At 46.2% G+C, this 26,281-nt stretch carries 24 protein-coding genes; 8 read left to right on the plus strand and 16 right to left on the minus strand.

Features of this window, described 5'->3' with window-relative positions; all coding sequences use genetic code 11:
- Positions 1–76: 76 nt before the first annotated feature.
- The 13 genes from CRO25_RS09600 to rpiA all read right to left on the minus strand — a co-directional run bounded on the left by CRO25_RS09600 (position 77) and on the right by rpiA (position 12,125).
- A complete protein-coding gene (locus CRO25_RS09600) occupies positions 77–1,132 on the minus strand; it encodes a phosphotransferase (protein WP_079694784.1) in 1,056 nt (351 codons plus the stop codon).
- Positions 1,133–1,253: 121 nt separating this feature from the next.
- Entirely contained in the window at positions 1,254–1,880 is a 627-nt protein-coding gene (locus tag CRO25_RS09605) for a GDSL-type esterase/lipase family protein (protein ID WP_063564694.1), read from the minus strand.
- A 194-nt stretch (positions 1,881–2,074) separates the two neighbouring features.
- The gene (locus CRO25_RS09610) at positions 2,075–5,242 is read right to left on the minus strand and encodes an MMPL family transporter (protein WP_079694785.1); all 3,168 of its coding nucleotides are present in this window, start codon (positions 5,240–5,242) and stop codon (positions 2,075–2,077) included.
- Entirely contained in the window at positions 5,239–5,697 is a 459-nt protein-coding gene (locus CRO25_RS09615; protein WP_079694786.1) for a MarR family winged helix-turn-helix transcriptional regulator, read from the minus strand. Before CRO25_RS09615 ends, CRO25_RS09610 begins: the two co-directional genes overlap by 4 nt.
- A 212-nt stretch (positions 5,698–5,909) precedes the next feature.
- Positions 5,910–6,347 carry a GNAT family N-acetyltransferase gene (locus CRO25_RS09620; protein ID WP_063564697.1) on the minus strand — a complete coding sequence of 146 codons (438 nt, stop codon included), beginning with the start codon at positions 6,345–6,347 and terminating at the stop codon, positions 5,910–5,912.
- A 63-nt stretch (positions 6,348–6,410) separates the two neighbouring features.
- Positions 6,411–7,397, minus strand: coding sequence for an N-acetylglucosamine kinase (locus CRO25_RS09625; protein ID WP_079694787.1), 987 nt, complete (start codon positions 7,395–7,397; stop codon positions 6,411–6,413).
- 121 nt (positions 7,398–7,518) lie between these two features.
- Entirely contained in the window at positions 7,519–8,232 is a 714-nt protein-coding gene (locus CRO25_RS09630) for a class I SAM-dependent methyltransferase (RefSeq protein ID WP_079694788.1), read from the minus strand.
- A 17-nt stretch (positions 8,233–8,249) separates the two neighbouring features.
- On the minus strand, positions 8,250–8,600 hold the full coding sequence (locus tag CRO25_RS09635; RefSeq protein WP_063564700.1) for a hypothetical protein: 351 nt from the start codon (positions 8,598–8,600) through the stop codon (positions 8,250–8,252).
- A gap of 46 nt (positions 8,601–8,646) precedes the next feature.
- Positions 8,647–9,609, minus strand: a complete 963-nt coding sequence (locus CRO25_RS09640; protein ID WP_079694789.1) for an alpha/beta hydrolase — start codon at positions 9,607–9,609, stop codon at positions 8,647–8,649.
- Positions 9,610–9,664: 55 nt separating this feature from the next.
- Positions 9,665–10,177, minus strand: coding sequence for a response regulator (locus tag CRO25_RS09645; RefSeq protein WP_079694790.1), 513 nt, complete (start codon positions 10,175–10,177; stop codon positions 9,665–9,667).
- Positions 10,178–10,356: 179 nt separating this feature from the next.
- Positions 10,357–10,815 (minus strand): MarR family winged helix-turn-helix transcriptional regulator, encoded by a 459-nt coding sequence (locus CRO25_RS09650; RefSeq protein WP_024630132.1) that lies wholly within the window; start codon positions 10,813–10,815, stop codon positions 10,357–10,359.
- A 14-nt stretch (positions 10,816–10,829) separates the two neighbouring features.
- On the minus strand, positions 10,830–11,429 hold the full coding sequence (locus CRO25_RS09655) for a GNAT family N-acetyltransferase (RefSeq protein ID WP_064639124.1): 600 nt from the start codon (positions 11,427–11,429) through the stop codon (positions 10,830–10,832).
- 24 nt (positions 11,430–11,453) lie between these two features.
- Positions 11,454–12,125: a ribose-5-phosphate isomerase RpiA gene (gene rpiA, locus CRO25_RS09660; protein ID WP_064639125.1), complete on the minus strand. Its 672-nt coding sequence runs from the start codon at positions 12,123–12,125 to the stop codon at positions 11,454–11,456.
- Positions 12,126–12,756: 631 nt separating this feature from the next.
- Between rpiA and CRO25_RS09665 the strand changes: the two genes are divergently transcribed.
- Positions 12,757–14,499, plus strand: coding sequence for a methyl-accepting chemotaxis protein (locus CRO25_RS09665; protein WP_063564933.1), 1,743 nt, complete (start codon positions 12,757–12,759; stop codon positions 14,497–14,499).
- Positions 14,500–14,545: 46 nt separating this feature from the next.
- Positions 14,546–18,253 (plus strand): non-ribosomal peptide synthetase, encoded by a 3,708-nt coding sequence (locus CRO25_RS09670; RefSeq protein WP_079694791.1) that lies wholly within the window; start codon positions 14,546–14,548, stop codon positions 18,251–18,253.
- 106 nt (positions 18,254–18,359) lie between these two features.
- Here the strand turns inward: CRO25_RS09670 and CRO25_RS09675 are convergent, their stop codons facing one another.
- Both CRO25_RS09675 and CRO25_RS09680 read right to left on the minus strand, forming a co-directional pair.
- On the minus strand, positions 18,360–18,980 hold the full coding sequence (locus CRO25_RS09675) for a TraX family protein (RefSeq protein WP_240321372.1): 621 nt from the start codon (positions 18,978–18,980) through the stop codon (positions 18,360–18,362).
- A 53-nt stretch (positions 18,981–19,033) separates the two neighbouring features.
- On the minus strand, positions 19,034–19,531 hold the full coding sequence (locus tag CRO25_RS09680; RefSeq protein ID WP_079694792.1) for a GNAT family N-acetyltransferase: 498 nt from the start codon (positions 19,529–19,531) through the stop codon (positions 19,034–19,036).
- A 208-nt stretch (positions 19,532–19,739) separates the two neighbouring features.
- Here CRO25_RS09680 and CRO25_RS09685 point away from each other — a divergent pair, with 208 nt between their 5' ends.
- The 4 genes from CRO25_RS09685 to CRO25_RS09700 are packed head-to-tail and all read left to right on the plus strand — an operon-like array spanning position 19,740 to position 23,716.
- Entirely contained in the window at positions 19,740–21,185 is a 1,446-nt protein-coding gene (locus CRO25_RS09685; RefSeq protein WP_063564706.1) for a spore germination protein, read from the plus strand.
- Positions 21,182–22,333, plus strand: coding sequence for a Ger(x)C family spore germination protein (locus CRO25_RS09690; RefSeq protein WP_079694793.1), 1,152 nt, complete (start codon positions 21,182–21,184; stop codon positions 22,331–22,333). Before CRO25_RS09685 ends, CRO25_RS09690 begins: the two co-directional genes overlap by 4 nt.
- A gap of 43 nt (positions 22,334–22,376) precedes the next feature.
- A complete protein-coding gene (locus CRO25_RS09695) occupies positions 22,377–22,583 on the plus strand; it encodes a hypothetical protein (RefSeq protein WP_063564708.1) in 207 nt (68 codons plus the stop codon).
- Between the two features lie 14 nt (positions 22,584–22,597).
- Positions 22,598–23,716, plus strand: coding sequence for a GerAB/ArcD/ProY family transporter (locus tag CRO25_RS09700; RefSeq protein WP_079694794.1), 1,119 nt, complete (start codon positions 22,598–22,600; stop codon positions 23,714–23,716).
- Positions 23,717–23,724: 8 nt separating this feature from the next.
- Here CRO25_RS09700 and CRO25_RS09705 read toward each other — a convergent pair whose 3' ends face one another.
- A complete protein-coding gene (locus tag CRO25_RS09705; RefSeq protein WP_063564710.1) occupies positions 23,725–24,198 on the minus strand; it encodes an RbsD/FucU family protein in 474 nt (157 codons plus the stop codon).
- Between the two features lie 298 nt (positions 24,199–24,496).
- Here CRO25_RS09705 and CRO25_RS09710 point away from each other — a divergent pair, with 298 nt between their 5' ends.
- Together CRO25_RS09710 and CRO25_RS09715 are read left to right on the plus strand one after the other, a co-directional pair.
- On the plus strand, positions 24,497–24,925 hold the full coding sequence (locus tag CRO25_RS09710) for a MarR family winged helix-turn-helix transcriptional regulator (protein WP_079694795.1): 429 nt from the start codon (positions 24,497–24,499) through the stop codon (positions 24,923–24,925).
- A 31-nt stretch (positions 24,926–24,956) separates the two neighbouring features.
- Complete coding sequence (locus CRO25_RS09715; protein WP_079694796.1) at positions 24,957–26,279, plus strand: MFS transporter; 1,323 nt, start codon at positions 24,957–24,959, stop codon at positions 26,277–26,279.
- Positions 26,280–26,281: the final 2 nt, after the last annotated feature.

A 26,281-nucleotide genomic window follows, 5' to 3' on the forward strand; every position in this document is an offset into this window, starting at 1 on the left:
CCAAATAAAAAGTGCACTGATAATTGCCTCAAGGCAGAAATCAGTGCACTTTTGTCATACATCCCATGTTGCAGAGCTAGGTCAGCAGCTCACGCAGTCGTTCCTCATTACCTTTCATCCAGTCTATCCGTTCTCTCAGCTTCCTGATTTGCTGCACAGCCACATCAGGCTCATCTGTACCTTCGAACAATCGACTGATAAAATGCATCACGACATCCAGACTTCGAAGCAAAATAAGCGCTGGAATCACGCTCAGCTCCTCTGGTTCCAGGCTGACCTGTTGCCTGAACCCCTGGATCAGTCCCTCCAAAGCCTCCCACATCCATGCCTGCTCCTTGTCCATCGTCAGAAGGTCAGACATGGGCACAGCAAGCTCCATTACCCGCAGATCCCATGTGGCGAATTCAAAATCCAAAATGGCACATATGATATCCTGTGAGTCTGCCAATACATTGGATGCGTTTAAGTCCCCATGTACCAGTTGATGTGGCAAATCCTCCATACATCGCAGCGTATTGAATAAGTCTGGCAATACAACCTTCAGCTTCTGCAGGTCATCCGCACATGCCATCAGCCTATCCGGGGGTGAGGTGCATAGTTGTAACAATTTCTCCGGTGAACAGAGCGGGTAAGCCTCCTGAATCTGATAATAGGGCGGATAAACGGGAGCCAGGGATATGGGAAGGCGCGCCATAACGGAAGACAGCATGCCACCCGCCCTGCCCAGCCCACTGAGCTGATCGGGTGTATTCCACACGGGATTATGACCCTCACGATAATGGAACAACGTCACGATTTTGCTCCGGCCCGAGGAATGATCCTGCACAGCAAGAAATGTTGCATGCTTCTCATCAGGAAGGTTAACGGGCGCAGGCACATCAAGCTCAAACTCTGAACGTGACAAGGCAGACAGCACCTCGTGTTCAAAAGCAATTTTCATTCGATCATTATGCGTTTCATACTGCCTCAGCACGTAACATTCTTGGCCCATCTCTACCATGAAGGTAGAGTTGTTCATGCCTCCCTTTCCACGCTGAGCTTTCCAGTTGGACGTGAAGCCATATGAGGATAAAACGGTGGATATGAGCTGCTGTTCTGAATCGTTTAGGGAACCTGAATCGATGATGTGCACCAAAAATAACTCCTTTATCTCACGTAATACAACCTCTATATGTCCTCATCTTAACGGAAGTATTTCTTTCGGTCTAGTCAGCTTCGAGGTAATAGTCATTCTAAGCTTCACTGCCAGCTGATCAGGCAAATGGATAGTATCCTGTACGATTCAACTGTTCTGCAATCACGCGATATCCTTTTGCATTTGGATGAACCCTGTCCCAAAATAACAGTTCACGTTCACGCCCTTCAAACCGGTCATAGACCTGAGCACAGGCATAGTTCCCCGATCCTGCACTATTCAGAAAGGAATTATATTGCCGCACCCAATATGCAGCTTCCGCCGCTTGCGGATATGGGTTGTACAACCCAATCGTACGGACCATATATACACTGTTTCCTTTCAACTGCCGGATATGCCTCATAATCTGGGACACGTTACTGCGAGTATCCCCAAGCACCTGTGTCATCTTACTTGCATTCGGGATCCCGCCACTCGCTTTGAATGTACGAATCAGATCGTTCCCACCAATCGACAACGTAATAATATCCGCCTCACGCAGCGATTGCCGCACTCTTGGATTGTTGGATATCATCTGCAGCATTTCCCCTGACGTAAGTCCATTCACGCCCAAATTATCCATGGATACAAACGTACGCACATTCGTTTCTGCCATTCTCCGATATAAAGGAACAAAGCCGGTGCCCAGCAGCGCTCCTGTACCTACCGTTAATGAATCTCCTATAGCCACATATCGATATACCATCCCGCCGCCCCTCTCTGCTGTGTTATAAACTACTCCATATACAATTCCTATATATCGTATGAGAGGAACGGAGACAAGGCGCGGGATGGTGTCCGTAGGCATACACATTTATTTGTCCGTTTCATAAAGGATTGTTCAAAACCATACAGAAAGCCCCGCCGGGAATCCAGTGGGGCTGTTCATATATCATTTAATTACATGCCTATGTTACGATCCGAATCAACGGAATCTGCCTGTTCCTTATTCGGGAATGGCCACCAGTTGGCACGGCCAAACATTTTCACCATTACAGGAACGAAGAATGGCAGGAACAACAGAGAATACAAGATCAGTCCGCTGAGTACAACCGTCGCAATCTGCATCATCGAAAGAACTCCCGATGGATACATTGCGGCAAAGGTACCACTCAGAATGACGGCTGCAGACAGGATAACCGTACCCATGTTTTTCATGGCATACAACATGGCATCCTGTACTCTCATACCTTTGTTCTCATTGAAACGGTCCATCAGGAAGATACTGTAATCCACTCCCAGTGCAATCAGCATGACAAAGCCGAAGAACGGCGTAACCCAACTGATGCCCGCGAACCCAAGTATATTCACAAAGATCGCTTCCGTCAGGGCCATGGATGTGAAATAAGCCAGCAACAACGAGACAATCAGATACAGCGGCATAATAACCGAACGGAGCAGCAGGACCAGAATGATAAACGTTCCTGCAAGCATCAGCATAACTGTGCGTGTGTAGTCATTGTTGGAGACTTCCTGCAGATCTGCAAATGTACTGGTTACCCCGCCAATGGCAATATCTGCTTTTTCAAGCGCACTTCCCTGTACAGCACGATGTACAGCAGCTTCGATATCCGGAACACGATCAATCGCTTCAGTTCCATATGGATTCTCGGCAAAAATAACGTCAATCGTCATCGTTTTCCGATCTTTGGACAGATACGTATCGAATACCTGTGTGAAGTCCTTACTATTCAGTGCTTCTTCAGGAACATACCAGCCTGCCAGATCCGAATCAGGAGAGTTTTGCAATTGTGTCAGGTAGTCCTGTGCTGAATCGAGTCCACCTGAAACCTGTTCGATTCCATCTACACTCTGATTAAGACCATCTGTCAATTGAGTCAGTTGACCACTCAGATCCGAGAAGCCTTGCTGAATTTTCTCCTGACCACCCTGAAGCTGACCAAGTCCGTTCTGGATGGAAGGAATTTCACTAATCACTTTACCTTGACCGTCAGCGGCCTGTTTGAGACCAGATTGTAACTGACTGATTCCCGTCACAATCTGACCCAGACCATCGGCAAGTGCCTTCTGTCCGGAAGCTGCGGAGGCATAGCCTTTGTTAGCCTGATTGATTCCAGCCGCGGCTTCGCCTAGCTTGGTTTGAATTTGACCCAAACCTTGAGCGAGCTGTGCTGTGCCGGTACCTGTTTCACCAAGGGTGCCTTTGACCCGCTGATAATCGGCGTCTTGCAGCAAATCAGGATAGCGCTCTTCAAGCGCTGTGAACGATTCATTCAAGCTGGTCAACGCTGTAGATACACCTTTGAGTTGTTGTTGCAGTTCACCTACACCATCACCCAGCGCTGCGACACCTGCTCCTGCCTGACGATAGGCTTGAAGCAGCTGATTGTTGGCCTGTGCAAGTTGATCTGCACTCGTTTTGGCTTTCTGCAGACCTGCTTTTAGATCACCGGCGCCCGAGGAGCCGTCACGAATTCCTTTTTCAATCTGCTGAAGTCCTTCCGACAACTGTGTAATACCAGACTGCAACTGTGAAGTACCTTTGGTCAGTTCTCCAGCCCCATCCGCTGCTTCTTTAAGTTGGGGTTCATTTTTGCTTAACTGACTGCTGGCTTCGCTCAGACCATCACGGATTTTATCCAGACCCGATTTGCCTTCGCCCAAACCATCAGACAATGTCCCTACTTGTTGTGTCACTTCAAAATCTTTGATCTCATCACCGGTTGGACGTGTCATGCTGCGGACACCAGAGATCCCTGGCACCTTCTCCACTTCCCGGCTAATCTTTTCGGCGAGCGCCATATACTTGGCGTTATCCATAGCTTCATCATTTTGAATAACGACCTGACCCGGCAAGGATTCACCCGGACCGAAGCTGTCGGAAATGATATTGAATGCTTTGACCGAATCATATTTCTCACCAATCTCATCAAGACTGTTAAACGACAGTTTGCCGTCGTAAGTTGCCAGCAATGGCACACATACCGCTGCAACGATGAGCAGAGCTGCCCATGGACGTTTTAAGGAGAAACGACCGGCTGCACCGTAAATCTTGCTCTCGGCATGCTCCAGTGAACCCTTGGAAGGCCAGAACAGCCTTTTGCCCAGCACTGCCATGAAAAATGGAACAATCGTGACTAATGCCAGCATCATCACGGCAATACCGACAGCAACCGCTACCGCGGAACGATACAACATAAACTGTGCAAAACCAATGGCAATAAATCCAACCAGCACGGCGAGTGCGGAGAAGAATACCGTTTTGCCTGCTGTGCGGTACGTAGCAATAATGGCATCCCACGTATTTTCATGATGAGCCAATTCTTCCTTGAACCGGCTAATCAACAGGATGCAATAGTCCGTACCGATCCCGAACATGACTGCCACCATAAAGATCTGCGTAAATGTCGAAATAGGGAAGTCTAGACCGTCCACAAGGAACGCGACAATCTGCTGTGAAACAATGTAGCTGATCCCTACCGTAAGCAGTGGAACAAATGGAGCGACAAAAGAGCGGAATACAAGGAATAGGATGAGCAAAATAAATACTACGGTAATGTACTCCGATTTTTTGAGTCCTTCTTGGGAGCTTTCCACCGTATCCTCATCAATTAAGCCTTTACCGGTTATGTAATGCTCCACATTGACCGATGACAAAGCTTCATTGAGATCTTCGCGCATTTCCTTGACTGTACGGTCTCCCTGATCAATAGAAAGCGACGTCAAGATCGTCTTGCCATCCGCAGAGATCATTTTGTCTGATAATTCAGGCTGAGAGAAAGGTTCCAGTATGGACAGAATGCCAAGCTTCTCCTTTTCTGCCTCCAGTTTCTTAACGGCCTGTTCTGCCTCTTCTTTACCCTCGGCACCCAAACCATCCTGATTATAAAAGACAAGAGCCAACTGGCTGCCCTGCTGCTCACCCTTTTGTGCAGCGGCTTCTTCCAGAATCGCCGCTGCCTGGGTGGAAGAGTGTCCTTCAGGAACCGAAAACTGTCCCTTTTCCCGAATCAATTCACTCATGTTAGGGGCGGTGAACATTAATACGGCGGCCACAACGACCCATAGCCCCATCAACCACCATCGCGCCTTCAAAATCGTTCTCATTCGTTCTCCTGTCCTCCTTCATGCGTTAGCAAAGCTGCGAGCTTCTCAAAAGATTCAATGAAATTCTGAACCTCTTCCGGTTTGAAATGGACCAAATACGGCTCCAGAAGCTGCTGTATTTCCTGTTCCGTTTCCCTGTATACTTCACGTCCATTGTCCGTCAGGGTCAAATAAACAACTCTGCGGTCACGCTCATCCCCGGCCCGATGGACCAGATTCCGATCCACCAGCTTGTTGACCAGAGCAGTGATACTGCTCTTGCCTACACACAAAAGCTCTGCCAGATCAGAAGGCGTACATAACGGTTTCTCCTCAATCATACGAAGTGCACAGAACTGATCTGTGGTAATGGTTTGCCCCAAGCGCTCACGTATCTGGGTATCAAACCGTTTGGTTACTAGGAAAGAAGCATCCAAATAGCGGTTAACCAAACTTCTAGCATCCGGTGTGTTCATTCTTCATTCTCCTTCCCTAAAAATATAGTTCACTCATAGAACTATTCTTCAATGAAACTATTCTATAATGAAACTATATTGCAAAGCAATACGTTTTTCCTATTTTTTCAAACAAACGACAAAAAAACAGGACGTCCGACTCAGCTGCTTCGCCAAATCCAACATCCTGTTATGATTATGCTCTCTTTACGTTACACAGTAGTAGACAGTTACTAGTCTTCGTCTTGCTCCTCGTCCTTCTCTAATACACAGCGGAATCGCTCCACACCCGGATACAGCTCACCCAGGCTGTACACTACGAATCCCGTATTTCGATAAAACTCTACCGCTTCCACATCGGTCTCAGCGATTAGTCTGTCGGGGTTATATTTGGCCAGCACCTGTGAAATCATGCCACGACCATAATTTTTAAAACGGTTCTCAGGCAGGACAGCGATGTGATGAATAGTGATCTCACTCGTTCCTGTACTTTCATATCCAATCAGACCGATCAGCTGGCCTTCGTCTTCATAACCGTCCAAATGCAGCTCGTCCTTATTAACATACTGTTGTAACGCACGATTCAGGTGATCCGGGTCGGGAAAGACCGAGTAGGACAACAGCTCCTGCACTTCCGGCTCCTGTATGCGTGATTTCAATTGAATTAACACCCTGATTCCTCCTATAACTTGCTTGATTCCGTTATCGTATTGTAGTCGTTAGCCTTTAAAAGTTCAAGTCGTATGCCGTTTCAGCTCCGATTGGAGATCAGACGTGATACCTTCAGGCACCTGAATTCCTGCCAAATGATATGCATCCAGCAGCGCACCACCGACTGCCGGCACATGGCTGGTAATGTAATGAATCTGTTGTCGACCCGGTTTATAGGCTGCATCCAGCCCCTTTCGAACGGCCTCCACCATATAAGGTGTACTCAGACAACTTCCTGTAAGCGTCATGCGCACCTGCTGATCTTTAAAACACGATGCAAGCATAAGAATACCCACAACGGCCGTATCCGCTGCTGAATCACATACTCTGACCGCAAGGGGAATATTTTCGGTTGCTGCTTCGGTAACTAAAGGAGCCATTTGACCAAATATCCGATTGATGGCCTGTCTATTTTCAGCAAAACCTGATACGCCCAGTGCAGCAAGCTCCGGAATTGAAGTTACATTCCAATAGGCTAATATCTGTTCGATCCAGGGTTGGTCCTGCGGACCATAACGTCCCGCAAGGATGGAATGCACCGCGTCATAAGCCAAAAAACGAGCTGCTGTTGGTGCATAGTGGCCGAACTGGTCATTGCGGAGCCAGATCCCTTGTTCCGTTTTACCGAGAATCAGAGAGCCTGTGCCCCCAATAGCTACGATGCCTGGCTCACCGCCAAAGGCTGCCGTATGTGCAATATGCGTGTCATTTACTGCGCTGATTCTGCCTAATATCCCGGTTTGAGCGAGTAAAGCTTCAGCCCAGACTGTATCTTCTGGCTGATCCAGGCCTGCCATCCCCGCCTGAATGGAAGCAATCTGATCCACTTCTAGCCCAGCTCTGCGAATAGCTTCAGCGATGCCCTCCAATACGTTCTGCTCTGCATTGGCATCATGATAGCGGTTGCAACCGCCTATTTGCACATAAGACAAAACCTTTCCGTTCTCATCGGCCAATGCCACACGTGTATGACTTCCCCCGCCATCCATGCCAATCACATATGTACTCATTCTGATCCCCCATGTTCAGGTGTGATGATGTCCCCTGTCCCATGATGCTTCTCGTGATGTTCTATTAAGCTGCCGAGTAATACGAACTGCCGGGACCTTGCTGCGCGATCCCGGCAGGCTACTATTGCTTCTGTGCAGCGAAACGAAGCAGTTCACAACGGAACTGTGTCGGTTCATCATATTTTTCCTCTTCGATCGTCTGTGTTACATGTTCCTGAAGCAGAATGTTCCAATTAGCATAAACCTTCTCCAGCAATGCTATAGCCTCAGCTGTGGGCAGATTCAATTCAATCAACGGCTTAATCTCCCGGCCTGTGTTGATTTCCTTTTCCTCTACACTCGTACTCATCGTGATACAATGAATGCCGCCTGTACGAGTTCCCGCTTGCAAACGTTCAATAGCCTCCACTAAGGCTTGTTTATTTGAAACATGTTCCAGGCAAGAGCAAGCAGCAATATAATCAAAATGATCCGGCTTGACAGCGTAATGCTCAACATCCGCCTTCTCTACTTGCACGATATGATCAACCTGATATTCTTTCGCATATTTACGAAGTCCATCTACAGCCTCATCCAGCAAATCCACCCCGATAATTTCACTATTTGTTTGCCCAAGACGCTGCGCAATGGGTATCGTATGTCTGCCTACACCACATCCCAAATCGAGAACACGCAGCTCTGTCTTATGGGTAAGCAAACGCTCAAGCATATCCATAACCATCGGCATGGGTCTCGCCATCCAGGTACCGGACGCGAATAATTCATTATTCTGATAGAAGTTAGAATGGTAACCTGCCTCTGCTTTCCGTGCAGCCTCAAATTGTTCATTTGCCATACAAGCACCTCCATAGCTTAGATGTTAATCGTCAATGTCCCCGAACCTGCAAACAGAATAATGATGAGAATAACCATCACTACAAATGCCCCGGTGACGAGCAATTTACCCGTATCCTGCTTATACGTATTGTCATTAAATAACATCACGCCGCCGATGGTCATGGCTACGGGAGGAAGAAACAGTGTCATCAGAACAAGCAACACAATCGTATATCGATCCAATATAAATTCATCATTTTCAATCATGTACGGTTGTTCAGGCTGAACCGTTTTGGTAGTAACCAGATTGCCGCAAGATTTGCATTTGAACTCATCTTCTGCCATTTTTTCATGACAATACGAACAAACTCTAGGTGTATAGGGCATCTCGCACCTCCCCTTAAGTACATCTTCTACTTAATACCCAGGATGCTTAATTGGAATCAGATGAATGCTGCTGGTTCTTTGTCAAAAAGGATTCAAGTACCTGCTCGTATCGGGTACGATCCACTTGAAATGCTGTTCCATGACCCGCACGGGGAATAGTCAACAGTTCCTTTTCTGTCGGACATGCTTCAAATAGTCTATAGACCATTTCCGTCGGTACAAACGTATCTGCCTCACCATGAATAAAAAGAACCGGAACTTGAACTTTGGCGAGTTGATTTAGTGCCGATGCCTCCCCAAAGAAGTAGCCCGCCTTCCATTTGGAAATGAAACTTGTAACGGGAATAAACGGAAATGCGGGCAGCTTGTATAGCTGCTTGAGCTGGAAGGTCAGCTCCTCCTTCACGGAGGTATAAGCACAATCCGATACGATGGCCTTTACCTGATCAGGGAGAGCTTCACCACCTGTCATCAATACTGTAGCGCCTCCCATCGAAATTCCATGCAAAATGATCTCCGTCTCCGTACCAACCTTGCTCAGAACCCAATGGACCCATTGAACATAATCTTTACGATCCAGCCAGCCGAATCCGATGATATTGCCCTCACTTTGGCCATGACCCCGATCATCCGGCATCAACACATTGTAGCCCCGTTTTTCAGCATAAAAGCGGGCAAAACCCGCCATTTCTCTGCCTTTTCCCGAATAGCCATGGGCCAGGATAACCGTTGGTCGCTGCGATCCGTAGTGGGTAGGAAGCCATGTTCCATGCAGCTTTAATCCATCATGTGATTCAATATATATATCTTCGGTTGGCTGCGTATCAAGCCACGTCAAGTCAGAAGCACTGCTGATTATTTCGTTATCCGGTTCGGGCATCAGATTCGGATTATCAACCAAAAATGATTTTGGAGCACGCCGAATGGCGGTTTTGAAGAAGTAAAGTCCACCTAACCATAGTAAGGCAAGAACGATTAGGACCAGAACGGCAAGGCTGTATAATAACATGAACATTTTCCTCTCTTTCAGTCGATCTTCCACGTGAAACATGTATGTATATTATTTATCGTTTCGTAATTTCTTCAGACATGGATGATGGTTGCCACTTCTGGATCAAGTTGTTTAGAGCTTCAAGGGTGAAGGGCTTACCAATAAAATCATCCATCCCGGCTTCAAAACATTTCTCTTTCTCTCCATCCATCACATTTCCTGTCATCGCAATAATCGGAGTGGGATGCCACTTCTTATCCTGTTCTAAAGCTCTGATATGGCGTGTCGCCTCCAGTCCGTCCATTACAGGCATCATGCTATCCATCAGGATCATACTATATTTATTGCTGAGAAAAGCTTCACTAGCCTCTTCCCCATTGGAGACGGTATGCACTTCGGTCATGCCCAGCTTTTTGAGCTGCATCTGCACAACCTGCCGATTGATGACGTTATCGTCTGCTAGCAAGATTGATATCGGAAGGGATGTACGAATCTGCTTCTGGTTCTCCTTACCGTGAATCATCTGATTGGATAACGATTCAATCGTTCTGTGCGATGATTTCATCTTGCCATGTTCATTAGACATCACATGATCACTCTCCTAATCGCGAATTATGCCATACTGCTTATACGAAGGCTTCACTCATCCAATCGTTTGCAAAAGCTTCAGCAGCTTCGATCTTCCCCGTTCAAATACAATCCCTCTATTCATTATACATGAACGACGAATGGCATACATTCATATAAAAAAACTGACCTGCGTTATTAACGCAAGTCAGTTTTCCCCTCTGCAGCGAGTCCAAGCTTTTTTAACAAACGAATCGCATCTGCCTTTTCCGAAGGTTCCAGTCCATCCACCGCATCAATGATCACCTGGTGGTGCTGAGGAAAGATTTGTGTAAACAAATGTCTTCCTTCCTCCGTCAATTCAGCGTATATGACACGCCGATCTTCCTTGGACGCTCGACGAATCAGCAGATTTTTGTTCTGAAGCTTGTCCACAACATACGTGATATTGCCGCTGGACATTAACACTTTCTCACCGATCTTTTGCAACGCCTGCGGCCCTTTATGGTATAACAAATCAAGCACGCCAAATTCTGTTGTATTCAGTCCATGACTCTGGATATCCCGGTTGGACCTGGATGTAACGGAATTGTATGCGCGAGCGAGAACCACAAATAATTGTAAAGACAGTTCCCGATTGTCCTCGTTGTTCGGCATTTCTTAATCCTCCATCAGTTGTTTACATTTCGACCTGCGCCTGCAGATTTCATCTGCTCCCACTCTTCGCGCAGCATTCCCATACGAATTGAATCATAATGTTTGCCATCCACGATGCGGCATTTGCGCATACGTCCTTCCACCTGCAGTCCCGCCTTCGAAGCTGAACGCATCATTCTTTCATTGCCTGACCAGGTTGTCAATCCAACCCGGGCCACAGGCAATTGCTCGAATAAGTGACTGGACCACATCTGAAGTACTCGCGTGCCGATCCCGCGCCCCCATTGGGCTGATCGATATAAGACTATTCCCATTTCCAGCCACATGGATGGACGATGTTCCCAATAATAGCTGATTGTACCGACGATTCGGCCATTCAGCTCAATAATTCGAATGGAGTCCGGATCAGAATTGTTCTGAGTTGCTCCAAGTCTTCTTAACATGCTCCGTTCGAAGTCTTCGTAGCTCTCATGTTCAAGGGCATAATATGGCGCATCCCATTGTTTCCATTCCGGTACGTCTTCACTGTAGATCAATTCATAGAGTTCAGTCAGATCCTCTTTCTCCACACATCGAAGAACAATCTCACCATCCACTAACGGGTTTTCCCTCATCTATGCAATGACCTCACTTTCCGTTCATGAACGATGACGCTCATCGATGCTGCCATCATCCTTCGCAAGAATGACGGTGTCCGCCATTTTAATAAACAGTCCATTATCGACAACACCTGGGAGCATATTTAACTGAATGTTAAGCTCTGCAGCATGCTCTATGGCTTCCATGCGGCAATCTGCAATGAGGTTGCCATTATCCGTAAGGTAACGTTGATCCCCATCCATACGCCATTCTGGATGACACCCGAGTTTCTCCAGCGCCTGGAAGGTCCACTCTGAAGCAAACGGAACCACTTCAACTGGCAACGGGAATTTTCCCAGCTTTTGTACGGCTTTGCTGCCATCGGCCACAATAATCAGTTTGTCGCTGTTTGCAGCTACAATTTTCTCACGTAAAAGCGCACCGCCGCCACCTTTGATCAGGTTAAACTCAGGATCTACTTCATCTGCACCATCAATGGTCAGATCCAGACGTCCAATTTGATCAAATGGAACGATCGGAATTCCCCACTCTTTGGCAAGCTTGTCCGATGCTTCCGAAGTAGCTACAGCCTGAATGTTCAACCCTTCACGTACTCGCTCACCAATTCGACAAATAGCGTAATACGCCGTTGACCCTGTACCCAATCCAACCTTCATTCCATCTTGAACATACTCTGCCGCGCGCTCAGCTGCTATCTGTTTAAGATTCATCTATAAACCCCCGCCTGCTCATGATTTGAGAAATGCATACTGTAGTTATTATAGATAAAACCGCTTCCGATGTATATCTGTGCATGACGTGTTCAACTGGGAAACTTGGCCTGTTTCTCTGCTTCACATGTATCAATAATGTTGCTTATGTACATTCTTGGTTAGATTCTCCTCCCTGATATCTGATTTGTGTGGCAAAAGAAAGTCCGTTTTCTGTCGTTTTCACTATTTTTTCAATGTTTTAGGATGTTTTTTAACCCACCATGTTATAGAATACAGAATGAAACTAAAAAATGGGAATTATTTTAAATAAACAGTTCTAAATACCTACTTCTTACTTTCATATGTCCATAAGTACGTAAAATATTAAAAAAGTTTTAACAAAACTATTCAATTTGACGACATTTTATACGACATATTAAGTATAGATGTGTTTTAATAATTAGACACCTATGGGTATCTAGGTAAAAATATCTCTACATAGCGACCAGGAACCCAAGACCATGGTCGCACATTATGCCTTTGGAGGGGATACTGGAATGACTTAATTTGCAACATGAAGGCACCAACATATTATCAATTCAAAGAAGATCAGGAGTGGACTTTAGTGAAATCATTAAGTTGGAAAAGCATGTCTTTTTTCTCCAAAAATCTGTTGCTTTCATTTACTAACATTATTATCATCGGCGTGGCACTTATTGCCAGCAGCTATTACTTTCAAAAAACAATCCTCGTAGACCAACTACATGGTCAGGTAGAACAAATTACTAAAAAATGGGCAGAAGGCATTGATTCCACCGAAGTGCAGGCTGCTATTGCAGAAGCCAATTATGATGGAAAAACCCAAACCAAATTGCGTGCCTATTTCGATGAAATGCAGCAATATTATCCTAACATTGCACAAGCCTACATCTTTGGCGTCGAGCTGGGTGGAGATAACCAACGGTTAACTTCCCTTGTTGCCATGCCAACCAATCTGAAGGAAGCCTTCCAGAGTGAAAATGTAAATATCGGCGACATGTATGAACAGCCAGTCGTTGTGGCAAATGCACTGAAAGAAATGGTGAATACCGATCGCCCAACGTTCACCACATTTTATTCCGATGATTTCGGAACCTGGACAACCATTGCTTACCCTATCAAGGATAGCAACGGCAAGATTTATTCTTACTTTGCAGTCGATGCAGACGCATCAGCAGTACCTGCCGGACTGAACAAATTGCTCAAGAACGGAATTATCATCCTGGTAGCGTTCCTGCTGTTGTTCCTGATTATCCAATATCTTGTTGTCAAAAACACGCTTTCCCCTATTCGTCACCTGATCAAAGGGATTGATGACGTAAGCCGGGGTAATTTGAATGTCAAAATTCCGACAGGCAAAGACGATCTGGGCATTGTGAACGAAAAGTTCAATACAATGGTTCGCAAGATCAACGATACCATCGTCAAAGTGCAAATCACTTCGCAAGAAGTTAACGAGTCTGCTAAGGAACTGTATGAAGTCTCGGAGAGAAACAGCGAGAATGCTGATTCTATTAATAGCAACGTTACTCAGATTACATCCAACATTCGTGCACAGGAACAGGCAACCCGGGATAGTGCCCGTGCGATGTCCGAGATGGCTATCGTCATTCAAACTATTGCCAGCAGTTCAGCGAGTGTAGCTGACGAGGCCTATGAGATGGAACGTCGATCCCAACAAGGAAACAGTGTGGTTCGTCAGGTATCCGAACAGATGAATCTGATTACGGAATCTGTTAAAAACACCGCTTCGGCCATTCAGGTTCTGGAGAGCCGCTCTCAGGAAATTGGCGATATTCTGAATATCATCTCAGGCATTTCCAGCCAGACGAACTTGCTTGCACTCAACGCATCTATTGAAGCAGCACGTGTTGGTGAAGAAGGTCGAGGATTCGCAGTTGTAGCAGGTGAAGTACGTAAGCTTGCTGAGCAGTCCGAACAATCCACGAGCCAGGTTGCTGTACTGATCCAAGAGATCCAGGCTGAAATCAGACAAGCCGTTCGTGCGATGGAACAAGGAACGTCTGAAGTGGATACCGGACTCAGCGTAGCTGATCAAACGGGTCAATTGTTCGAAGAGATTCTGGAAGCAGCCAAGAAAGTATCGAATCAGATTCAGGAAGTATCGAGTGCTACAGAAGAAATCTCTGCAGGTACAGAAGAAATGACCGCAACTGCGGATGATTTATCTGCGAGTGTGAGTAAGACAGCTGACAACAGTGAACGAATCTCTTCATCCGTAGATGAACAAAAAGCATCACTGATTACACTTGTTGATTCCTCTACCCGTTTGAACAACATGTCTGAGGAGCTGCAAGAACTGATTTCGCATTTTAATGTAAGTAAACAATAATTCAACCCACAACTTGAACGGTTTGAACCAAGGAGGAACAACTGAAGTGGTCGAAAATCAATCATCATCTCCCCAAACAGTGGAATCTGGCCTGCCGGTTCTTCAGATTCCACTGGATTTTGGGCGCCGTCAACAATTATTCACTTATGAGTCTGCTCATATTTCATTGGAATCGTCCCTGGGTCGGGAACTGAAACAAAAATTCGGTTCAGAGGGCGTATATCCAGCATTATTGTCTGCCTACGCAGCCCTGTTGTTCCGTTTATCAGCTGAGCAGGAACTTGCCATCGGCACGCTGGCTCCCGATCAGGCAGCTTCCCATGTGTTATTGCAGATTCAAGGCAAGTTAACCTTTAACGAACTGATTCATCAGATTTCAGATCAACTCCAGCTTCATTACACGCTCCAAGCGGGAGGTAATCCGGAAACGCTGTTCATGTTTAACAGTGTACAGCTCCCTAAAGCTCCTCAATTGTTAAATTGGAATATTCGTGATGATCAGAATATGCTCACGCTGGATCTGTTCTATGACAGTTCACTTCTAAATGAATCTACGGTCACAAGATATGCAGAGTATTATCAGACTCTTTTACTGGCTATGTTGCGTGACCAAGACAAGGCCATCGGCACAGTGGACATTTTATCTGCTTCAGACCGGTTGCTATACCGAGAAATGAATGATACCGCCGTTCACGAACCAGAACATCAGACGATTCATGGCTGGTTCGAAGCAACAGCAGCCGAATATCCTGAATCTCCAGCAATTACTTCACCAACTGGCAGGTACACCTATAGAGAATTAAATGAACGTGCCAATCAGGTTGCCCGTGTGCTGTTATCCAACGGATTGCAAAAAGGAGAATTCGTCAGCATCTTTATGGAGCGGAGTTTGGAAACAATTATTTCTTTGCTCGGTATTCTCAAAGCTGGCGGAGTATACGTTCCTGTCGATCCTGAGCACCCACAAGAACGCAACAGTTATATTGTCGAAGATACAGCTTCATCCTTTGTCCTGACCAAAGAGTCCTCTTTACCTGAAGCTTCACGGTTATTCTCAGGAATTACTAGCGTTCGCCAAATCCTGGCCGTAGATGGACGCCTTGCCGGATTCGCTGCAAGTAACCCCAATCTCGATATTGAGCCAGACGACCTGGCGTATATCATTTATACCTCGGGATCTACCGGCAAGCCCAAAGGTGCGCTTATTGCCCATCGGGGTGTAGCCAATCTTGGTAGTGTGGTGCAGCGAGATTGCGATATTCAACCAGGTGACGTATTAACCCAGTTTGCTACATACAGCTTCGATGCATCAGTGTGGGATACGATTGGCGCCTTGTTCTACGGAGCAGAACTGTACCTGTTGTCGGCGGAAGAACGTGTATCCGTTGAAGAATTTGCGAGTGCAATTGAGCGCACAGGCACAACAATTATTACGATACTGCCAACCATCTTTTTCAACCAGCTTGCTTCCTTCCTGTCTGATGAAGGCTTCCACAAGCTGGCCAAAGTCAAAATCATTACCGTGGCTGGAGAAGCACTGTATGGAGAGCAGGTTCGTGCCTTCCAGCGCAAATTCGGCAACCAGATTGATATCGTCAATGTATACGGACCTACGGAATGTACAGTAGCGACAGCGACTCACCGAATTAGTGAGCAAGTTCCGGAAAGTGTCGTTAACATTCCAATAGGCAGACCGATTCATAACTATAAAGTGTATATCGTAAATGAAGAACAGCAATTATGCCCGGTAGGCGTTCCCGGCGAGGTATATATAGCAACACCCGCTTTGGCCAAAGGTTATCTGAACCAGCCGGAGCGTACAGCGCAGGCATTCATTGATAATCCATTTGCCATCGATGAGAAAATCTATAAGTCTGGCGATATTGCCAAAATGCTCGATACCGGACTGCTGGAATATGTCGGACGCAGCGACTCCCAGTTAAAAATCCGGGGTCACCGGATTGAGATTGGAGAGATCGAGGATCATTTTGCCCGTCTGGATCAGGTTCAGGATGTGGCCGTGATTCCCAAGAAGGAATCGGATGGTCAAAACATGCTCGTAGGATACTTTACATCCAAGGACGGCAGTACACTTTCCGTTGCGGATATTAAAGCGGAGCTAACGGTGAAGCTTCCTTCCTATTTTGTACCCAAATGGATCTGTCAGCTCGATGAAATGCCAATCGCACCGACAGGGAAAATCAATCGTAAAGCGATGGTAGCCCTGCCTCACGTAGAGCGTCATGAAGATCGACCTGATCGGGTACTGCCGGAGACGGAAACTGAAGCAATTATTCTGGAAGCATGGAAAGAAATTCTTCAGCACGATGACTTTGGTGTGGAGGATAGCTTCTTCGCCATTGGCGGTGATTCACTTCGAGTCATCCATGTGCTGGTTATTCTGAAGCCGCATTATCCGCAGCTGAAAATTGCCGACTTTTTTGCCGAGAAGACGGTTCGTGCCTTGGCACAACGCGTGGAGAAGCTGGCTCAAACTACAGAAGAAACTACCCATTCCTCAGTGAATGAGGGCATGATCACCCAATTGTCAGAACATCCTGTAGAGCTAAGATCCCAGATTGGATATCCTGAAATTCTGAATCCCGAGCATGTACTCCTGACCGGGGCTACCGGATATCTTGGATCCCATGTGCTGCAACAGTTAATTCTAACTTCGAATACACGCATCTATACTCTTGTGCGCCGTCCCGCAGACGGAAGCTCTGCGATGGAACGACTGAGCAGCGTCATGAAAGGTTACTTTGGAACGGAGCTTCTAACTCTCCTCGCATCCCGCGTCGAGATTATTGAAGGCGATCTGGAGCAACCGAATCTTGGTCTTTCAGTCGAGCAGACAACTTACGTGCAAGAACGAATTGACCGTGTGATACACTGCGCCGCGGATGTACGACATTTCGGGGATGCAGTACAATTCGCCAAAACCAATGTGGATGGAACCACTGCATTGCTCAAACTCGTTCGCAGCAAACCAGGTGCCTCCTTCCACCATGTATCCACGATGGGGATACCGGAAGATCTTGCACTCAGTGGACAGTGGGAGTCATCATTGCAATATGATCGCTTCCCAGCGGACCTGCACGTGGACAACCTTTACTCGGACAGCAAGCTTGAAGCCGAGAAAGTGCTTATGATTGCTGCTGAAGAAGGTGTACCTGTTAGCATCTATCGTGCAGGTAACCTGACCTGTCATTCCGAGACGGGACGTTTCCAGTCTAATATTGATAGCAACGCCTTTTATCGCATGATTAAAGCAATGTTATTGCTGGGCAAGGCACCGGCAGCCGACTGGATGGTTGATTTTACACCTATTGATTATGCAAGTCAGGCCATTGTGCATCTGGCATTACGCCAGGACACAGCAGGACGTGTATTCCATATCTGTAATCCGGAACCTATCAGCTACGATGATCTGATTCGCTCTGTGAATCGGGCCGGTTATGAAGTAGAGACTCTGCCTTTTGCAGAATACACCAACTGGTTGTTCGATGGCAGTGTCAGCAAGGACCCTGAGGCACTTCAACTGGCTATCGCCCAGCTTGAAGGAGACGGTGCCAAGGATTCTGCATACGTATATGCTTCTCCTGTAACAACCGCCTATGTAGAACCAGCCGGCATTATGTGCGCCAAAACTGATGATCGTTTCATCTCAAAAATGATGGAACATGCCATCGAGATTGGTTATTTCCCTAAGGCCGTCCGACCGCAGTTTGGTACTTCGCCAACAATGGAATAACTCCAATAAAGTGAATGCCTATATTGCATCCATTAATGAATATAAAGAAGCCACCTCAACGTCAGTGATGACGGATAAGGTGGCTTCTTTTCTTCGTGAAGAATTCTCAAATCAAGCGGATCAAAGCAATGACAGCCAAATGTGCAGGATAAAAATAACGCCAAATCCAACGCGGACCTTTCAGACGGAAGCCTGCGTTATAATACTGGGCCATTGCAATTCCTGCCGTAGCAATCACGCTGTACATCTGAATAGAGCTGCTGTGCAGATAAATATACAGCACATTTAAGAGCAAATGAGCCATTACCAATACTGGGCCCTGGAAGTAACGGAATAGCAATACAAGCAGTAAGCCATACATACCATAATCCATATGGGTCATCTCCATGACCAAACCAGCCACGATCACAATCGGAATTCCCAGCAAACGGACCGGAAGTTTATCGAGCACAAGCAATACAAGCAGGGCAGACCACAATGTCCATACCACATTCAGCGAAAAATGATTAAAAGCCACCATAAACGGCAATTGAGAAATCACTGCAATCCAGAACAAACGCCATATGTATTTTTGTACGTTGCGAGTATGTTTATAACCGATATAAACGGCAAAAGCATAGATTGGAAAAGCAATTCGACCAATGATTCGCAGCTCACCGACCTGTGGATAAAAGACGGCTCCTATATGATCGATCAACATCGTAATCATGGCTATCCATTGCATCATCTTGTGCTAATCCCTCCTGCTTATCCTCAACTTCAGGTTTCTCAAAGTCTTTCTTATATATGAAGTTCATAATACATGAACTTGGTGTCCAGCGTATAGCCTTCCGACTCATATAATGCCTGAGCCTTCTTGTTACTGATCACCGTAGAGAGCACTATTCGTACAGCCCCACTCTCAATTCCCCATAGTCGTGCAGCTTCCAGCAGCTTACGCGCAATTCCTCTCTGGCGATGATCCGCATGTACGTACAGATCATTTAGTACCCAGATTGGCCTCATGGACACTGAACTAAAGCTAGGATAAAGCTGTATAAATCCACCAAACTCACCCGCTAAGGGTTTATTCGTCAGACTGTACTCATCTTCCTTTTCTGTCTCCAATTCCGATTCGGCAACCAAAATAACGGATTCATTCCGTTCCATTCGTTCTTTTATGTATTCATTTGCTCCCTTCAGATCTGTCGGCTGATCGTAAAACATTCTATAGTCATTGAACAACTGTGCCACTCCGTTAACATCGCTAAGCTCAGCAAGTCTGATCCGATACGCCATCTTCCCTCAACTCCTATATAAATCGTCTACTCACTTCATTCCATCCTCTTATTTTAAGGCAGATCTGATGATCTCCCCATTCATCATCTGCATCAAAGTTTGTAATATATTTCGATAATCCAAACTTAAAAGTATATTTCATTGGAAGCGTCGCACACTATAGTCAGATTACAGGCTCGGCATTACAGCATAGGGAGGCGAAACTGAAATGGAAAAAGACAATATCTATGAACAGGTTAGAGCTAATCTGTTGGGTGTTGCCGACATAATCTATCAGCCTTTTCAAATTGGACCTTTCCATTGTGAACTCATCTATATTCAGTCCATTGTAGATACCCCTACTATGCGGGAAGCCATCGTCAAACCACTGCTTGAGGAAGCCTCGAGAAATGAAATAGATCATCAATTCATTACCCGAGTCCTGACCGGATCATTTTTCACCCTTAACAGCCACCACTCGAATTCACCAGAAGCAATTGTGGATGATATCGTGTCAGGTAATGCAGCCTTATATATCGAGGGTATTTCGGGAATGATTCATTTTGCACTTCAAAATTATCAAAGGCGTTCCGTAGCGGAATCAACCAACGAAGTTGTAATTGTTGGCCCTCAGGAAGCCTTCATTGAAGATATTCATGTGAACATGTCTCTGCTTCGGCACAAAATTAAACACCCTGATTTGAAGATGATCAAATTCACCATTGGAAAATACACCAAAACCGAGGTGTTCGTTGTATATATCCAAGGGTTATGCAAGCCAGACATTCTGGAAAACGTGTTGGAAAGTCTTGGTAATATCGATATGGATAGCAGCCTTGGTGTAAGTTATCTATCTGAATTTCTGGAGGACCATCCTCTCTCTCCGTTTCCACAATATCAATATACGGAAAGACCGGATACGGTGGCTGCTGCACTGGTTGAAGGACGGATTGGGGTCATGCAGGATGGAACACCGTTCTCCCTGCTCATTCCGGTTACTTTTTTCTCTTTAATGCAGTCTTCGGAAGACTATTATCAACGATTTTATTCTGCCTCCTTTATTAGACTTATTCGTCTGTTGTTTGCCTTTATAGCCTTCCTGCTTCCATCCTTTTATGTCGCCGTAACTACATTTCACCCGGAAATCATTCCGACCAACCTGCTGATTACGATCGCTTCTGCTAGAGAAAACATTCCTTTCCCTGCCTTGATTGAAGCGCTCATTATGGAAGTGACCTTTGAAGGTTTGCGCGAAGCGGGGATTCGTATTCCGAAGCCACTGGGCCAAACGGTGTCTATTATCGGTGGGATTGTTATTGGTCAGGCGGCTGTACAGGCTGGAATTGTCTCAGCACCACTGGTTATTGTCGTATCTATCACAGGTATTGCCGCCTTTATCATCCCGCACTTCGAGCTCGGACTGGCCTTCCGGCTGCTTCGATTTCCGGTGCTGTTTATGGGTGGAACGCTGGGTTTGTTCGGCATCGTGATCTCGATCTATTTGATCTATTGGTATATGGTTAGTCTGCGTTCATTTGGCGTGCCATACATGCAGCCATTTGCCCCCCTCGTGCTGCGTGATATCAAGGATACTATCGTTCGTGTGCCTTGGTTCCTAATGAAGAAGCGACCAGCAGCTTACGAAGATGCGAATAAGAAAAGGCAAAAAACATGAAAACGTGGATGATTATGCCCAAACTGAGTGTCGTTTTGGTATGCGTGTTACTTTGCAGTGGCTGCTGGTCCAAAGTTGAAATAAATGAACGTACGTTTATTACAACCATGTATGTGGATAAGGGTGAAAAACCAGGTGAAATCGATATTTCATTAAGTATGCCACTTCCCAACCGTCTCTCTCCGGAAGGTACGGGCGGACCCGGAAAAAATCCATATGCTCTCGTTTCGGCTACCGCATCCACCATCGCTGACGCCATAGAGAAAATCCAAACCGATCTCACACGAAAGATTTCCTGGGGGCACACACGGGTAGTGGTATTCGGTGAGGCATACGCCAGAGAGGGCATTCAAGATGCGATGGAATGGATCTCACGTGAACCTTTGTTCCATCTTAGCAGTTACGTCATGGTTGCGAAGGGCAGAGCCAGAGACGTGGCTGATCTGACTCCCGTTTTCGAGGAAACACCCAGTGATGTGTTAAGAGAATTTGCAACCCAAGAAAACATGTTAAAGACGCAAATGCTCAGTGTACTTATGGCTGACAAAATGAATCAGGGCTTTGCCGCCCCCTTTCTGGAATCGAAAGCAACCTCGATGGCAAGTGAGGATAATAAACGAAAGCAATGGACCAGTCAAATAGGTGGTGCTCTTTTCAAACAGATGAAGATGGTCGATTCAATCTCGGCGAATGAAGCAAGGACCATAGCCTGGGCCAATCGCAAATTGGATTCCGTGGCCCTTTCCGTGGAAACCGATAAAGAAAAAGCGAGCATGACGATCTATAATATGAATTCCAAAATTAAGGTCAGGCTTGTCAACGGACAGCCTTTCTTCGACATCACTTTACGGGGGCAGGCAGAACTGAATTCCGTGATTCCGATTCTCAAGGTCAAAGATATTGTGGGCGTGAATCAGATTGAGCAAAAGGCCAATGAAAAAGTGAGTGCCTATCTAACCAACGCAATAAGGAGTGGCCAACGTAAGAACGCCGATATTCTAATGCTCGGTTATCGCCTGGAATGGGCATATCCTCGGATCTGGGAAAAGTTGCGTCCCGTTTGGAATGATTATGTCAAAAACGAATTGCAGTTTAACGTGCATACCCAAATCAACATCCAGTTCGTAGGTTCGGAATCCAGCTACTGATAGGAACAGAGGAAAGCTTCAGGCCACTTTAGGAGGTAAACCAATGATTGCTGTTGTTTTGTTTGCCGTACTGTACATACTGGAGTGGCCCATGATCAAGTCCAGCAAAAAAGGAATGAAACGGGCCTATTTCATTCTGCTGGGGATATTTCTGCTGTGGAATACGTTGGCTGTCTCTGTACCGGGCTGGCCTAATCCCAATGATGTCATCAGGCTGGTCTTTGGCTGGGCAGACCGCTTGTTTGGCTAAGAAAGGAGCACGCCATGATCAAATTGTCTGCCGGACAAGCGTACCGTTTTATGTTTGTCTACCTGTATTCCGAACCCATCGCTTTCCTTCTACAGCGCTTGTTCAAAATGAGCGGTTATCAAGGATGGATATCCATCCTTGGCGGGTTTGCGATCAGTCTGATTCTTCTCTTTTTCACATACAGATTGGGAGCGGTTTACCCGGATCGACCCTGGATTGATTTCGGTGAAGAAATTGTGGGCAAGGCCGTTCACAAGCTGTTCCTCGGTCTGATTGTGTTACTGTGCCTGTATTTGATATCCGTTGACGTAGAGAATTTCATCGTTTTTCTGCAATCCATGTATTTACCCGAGACACCCATATGGCTGACAGCAACCGTAACTATTTTATGTATCAGCCTTTCAGCGCGCTCAGGTTTGATTACCATTGTCTATTTATCAGAAGGGATATTCCTGGTGCAAATCTTCACCTCTACTTTTCTCATGCCTGCTGTAATGGGTGGGGGGAATCCTGATGTACTGCTTGCCATGGTAACGCATCATGATCTGAAAGAAATTTTAACAGGCTCGTTTTCAACCATGCCCTGGTTTTCCGAATGGATGATGTTCCTGTTCCTCGCCCCTGCCATTGCTTTCAGGCGGCCGCTTCTACGAAGTATGTTATTTGCAGGTTCTACGCTTGCATTATTCATTATCGTGTTCTGGATGTTTACGTTAATGAATTTTGGACCTTACGAAGCCAGCAGTCTTCGCTACCCTTTGCTGGAGATGATACGTTTTGCCCGTTACGGCGATTTTCTGGATAACCTGGACCCTTTCCTAATTGCCATCTGGTCTACGACCATGTTTACTCGCAGCTCGTTTCTGTTATACGTCGCCTCCGTTTGTCTTGCTAAACTTACCGGAGTTCGGCAGGAAAAAACGGTAGTTTACTTGCTAGCCGGAACTGCGGCTTCTTATGTGCTTCAATATGCAAAAGACGCGGCTTCCTATGAATTAGCCATTCGTTCTTACGCCATTGCTACATATGCCGTGCTTATCGAGAGTATGCCTATATTATATGTTGTTGTTTACTGGCTGCGATTTGGGAAAAGCAAAAAGGCGAGCGAGGCTTCTGCCGCCCCGTCGCCTTGAGTTTGGATTCAATTCAGTTCAACTTTTTTCGCTTGTGGGTAAGGCTCTGTATCTGGAAAAATGACACCTTTTTTCAAAATCAAATTGGCATACTGCGCACGTTCACCGGTTGCAACAATGACATAGGCGCGAGAAGCCCGCTCATAAAAAGCAAAACGCTCTTCATGATCAAAGGCATCCGTGATGCCCTCATGGTCAAGGATCAGCCTACGATAGTCTTCCCAGATGATGGGCACCACCTGATCTCCCTTGACGACCTGCATAACGGCTGCCGGTCGCTCAGCGTACGTATCGAGTGGATACAAACTTAAAATGGCATCCAGTAACTCCACGGTACCCAGCGCATCACAGCGAATCAACCGCTGGGCATGACTGGCTGCGGGGAAGTTGCCATCAGCCAGTACCAGTTCGTCTCCATGACCCATTTCAGACATGATCTTCAGCAGTTCCGGAGGTATTATTGCGGGAATGTTCTTCAGCATACTCAGCTCTCCTCAGTCAGCTCCAGAATCAGCTGGAGCGGATTCGTCTTCGTAACCTCACCATCATGTGGCCCAATTACCGCGATACAGCGGCACTTCTATTTTATCAGTATTTACCAGCGTTTGCATTTTCAATGTTCACATAAAACATTATTCCACTGCTAATCACATATGAAAAGATCTTATCATGACGCCGATATTCATAAATCCGTTTTGACAAAATTAATTGTTTAGCATATAGTTGTTATAACAAGTAAATGAATTGAGACTATTTTTATTTTAAGAAAGAGAGGATTATATGGGGAACGATTATTCACTCGATCAATCCATTGGATTCATGCTGGGCATGACACATCGCAAGGCGTCGGCTTTACTAGCCATACGATTCAAACCCTATGATATTACGACAGAGCAGTTTTCCGTTCTGTTCAATATCGGCAGAGGCGAAGGCGTGAACCAGAAGGAAGTCGCCAATCGCGTTTATAAGGACCAGCCCACAACTGCCCGCATTATTGATCTGTTGGAAAAGAAAGGCTGGGTCGAACGCCGGACCAGCGAACAGGATCGCAGAGCCTACTTGCTCTACTTGACCGATGAAGGAAAGATATTGCTTGACCAGCTTGTTCCGCTCGAAAGAGAAATGAATAAAAATCTGATTGAAGGTATACCCGAAGACCAGATGGAAGCATTTAGACATACTCTTTCCCTCATGAACAGCAACCTGTAACGAATTTTACACCAGGGGGAATGAACAACTAATGAAATCACAATCATCGCAAGTCAAACTATGGACCACCGATTTTATCCTGCTCATGTTATGTAACTTTCTACTCTTTCTACAACTCCACATGATTGTATCCCCACTGCCTTCTTATGTGCAGGACCGTTTTCACGCCAATGCCTTTGAAGTCAGCCTCTTTACCTGTCTTTTTGCCCTTAGCGCCATTGCTGCCCGGCTCTATTCAGCCAAAGCATTGGAGAAGGGTCTTCGTAATGCCATGATCTATATTGGCCTGACAGTTGCCTTACTCGCTACACTTGGATATTATTTTGCTGCCGGGATTGCGGTCCTGTTATTGCTGCGCATGGTGTTCGGTATCGGATTCGGTATGAGTAGCACGGCTTTCCCGACTATGGCGTCGGATATTGTGCCTGTGAAACGGATGGGTGAAGGTATGGGCTATTTCGGCCTGTCTACAAGTCTGGCCATGTCCATGGGTCCCATTATTGGGGTCACGTTGCTTCAGGGTGCCGGGTTCATGACACTCATGTTATGTACGGCAGGTGTTATTGTGGTCATCTATCCGCTTAGTTATTCACTGACACGCAAGAAAGCTCGTAGGGTCAATGATGAGGTGATACCAACACCACCCGTTGGAACAGCGGCGATATCAGGCACCAAAGTAAAGACGCCTTTCAACCGCAAACTGATTTTGCCAAGTGTACTGAATTGTTTGCTGTCCATCACGTATGGCGGACTGGTCGGATTCATCGTTTTGTACGGAAAGGAAGCCAACCTGGCTAACCCTGCACTGTTCTTTTTGTTTAATGCTCTCGCTGTACTGCTGGTTAGACCGTTTGCAGGTCGGATCTATGACAGTAAAGGTCCAAAAGCGTTACTGATTCCCGGAGCGATATTCATCGCTGCTGGACTGATCACGCTCTCTTACGCTTCGTCGATGTCCATCTTGTTTGTCGCTGCATTTTTATATGGAATTGGATATGGTTCAATTCAGTCTTCCATGCAGACCTGGATGATTCAGATTGTCTCCCCTTCACAGCGCGGTATGGCTAACGGCATGTTTCTGAATACGTTGGATCTGGGGATTGCTCTGGGAGCACTTCTGCTGGGCGCTATTGCTTCCATAACCAGTTATACCGATATGTACCGTTATTCCATTGTGTTCATGATTCTATTTCTCCTGATATACCTGATTCAAGGGAAACGAAATGGAGGGTTTGCGGTGCCTGTGCATCCGTTATTGACGCATACACATATCGCTGCCCAGGATTCCGATCGGCATGAGCATACCGAGACTGCAACCGAGAATAACACAACTACTCAGCAAAAAGATAATTGATG

The organism is Paenibacillus sp. RU5M (assembly GCF_900221055.1).
In the GTDB taxonomy this organism is placed as follows: Bacteria; Bacillota; Bacilli; order Paenibacillales; family Paenibacillaceae; genus Paenibacillus; species Paenibacillus marchantiae.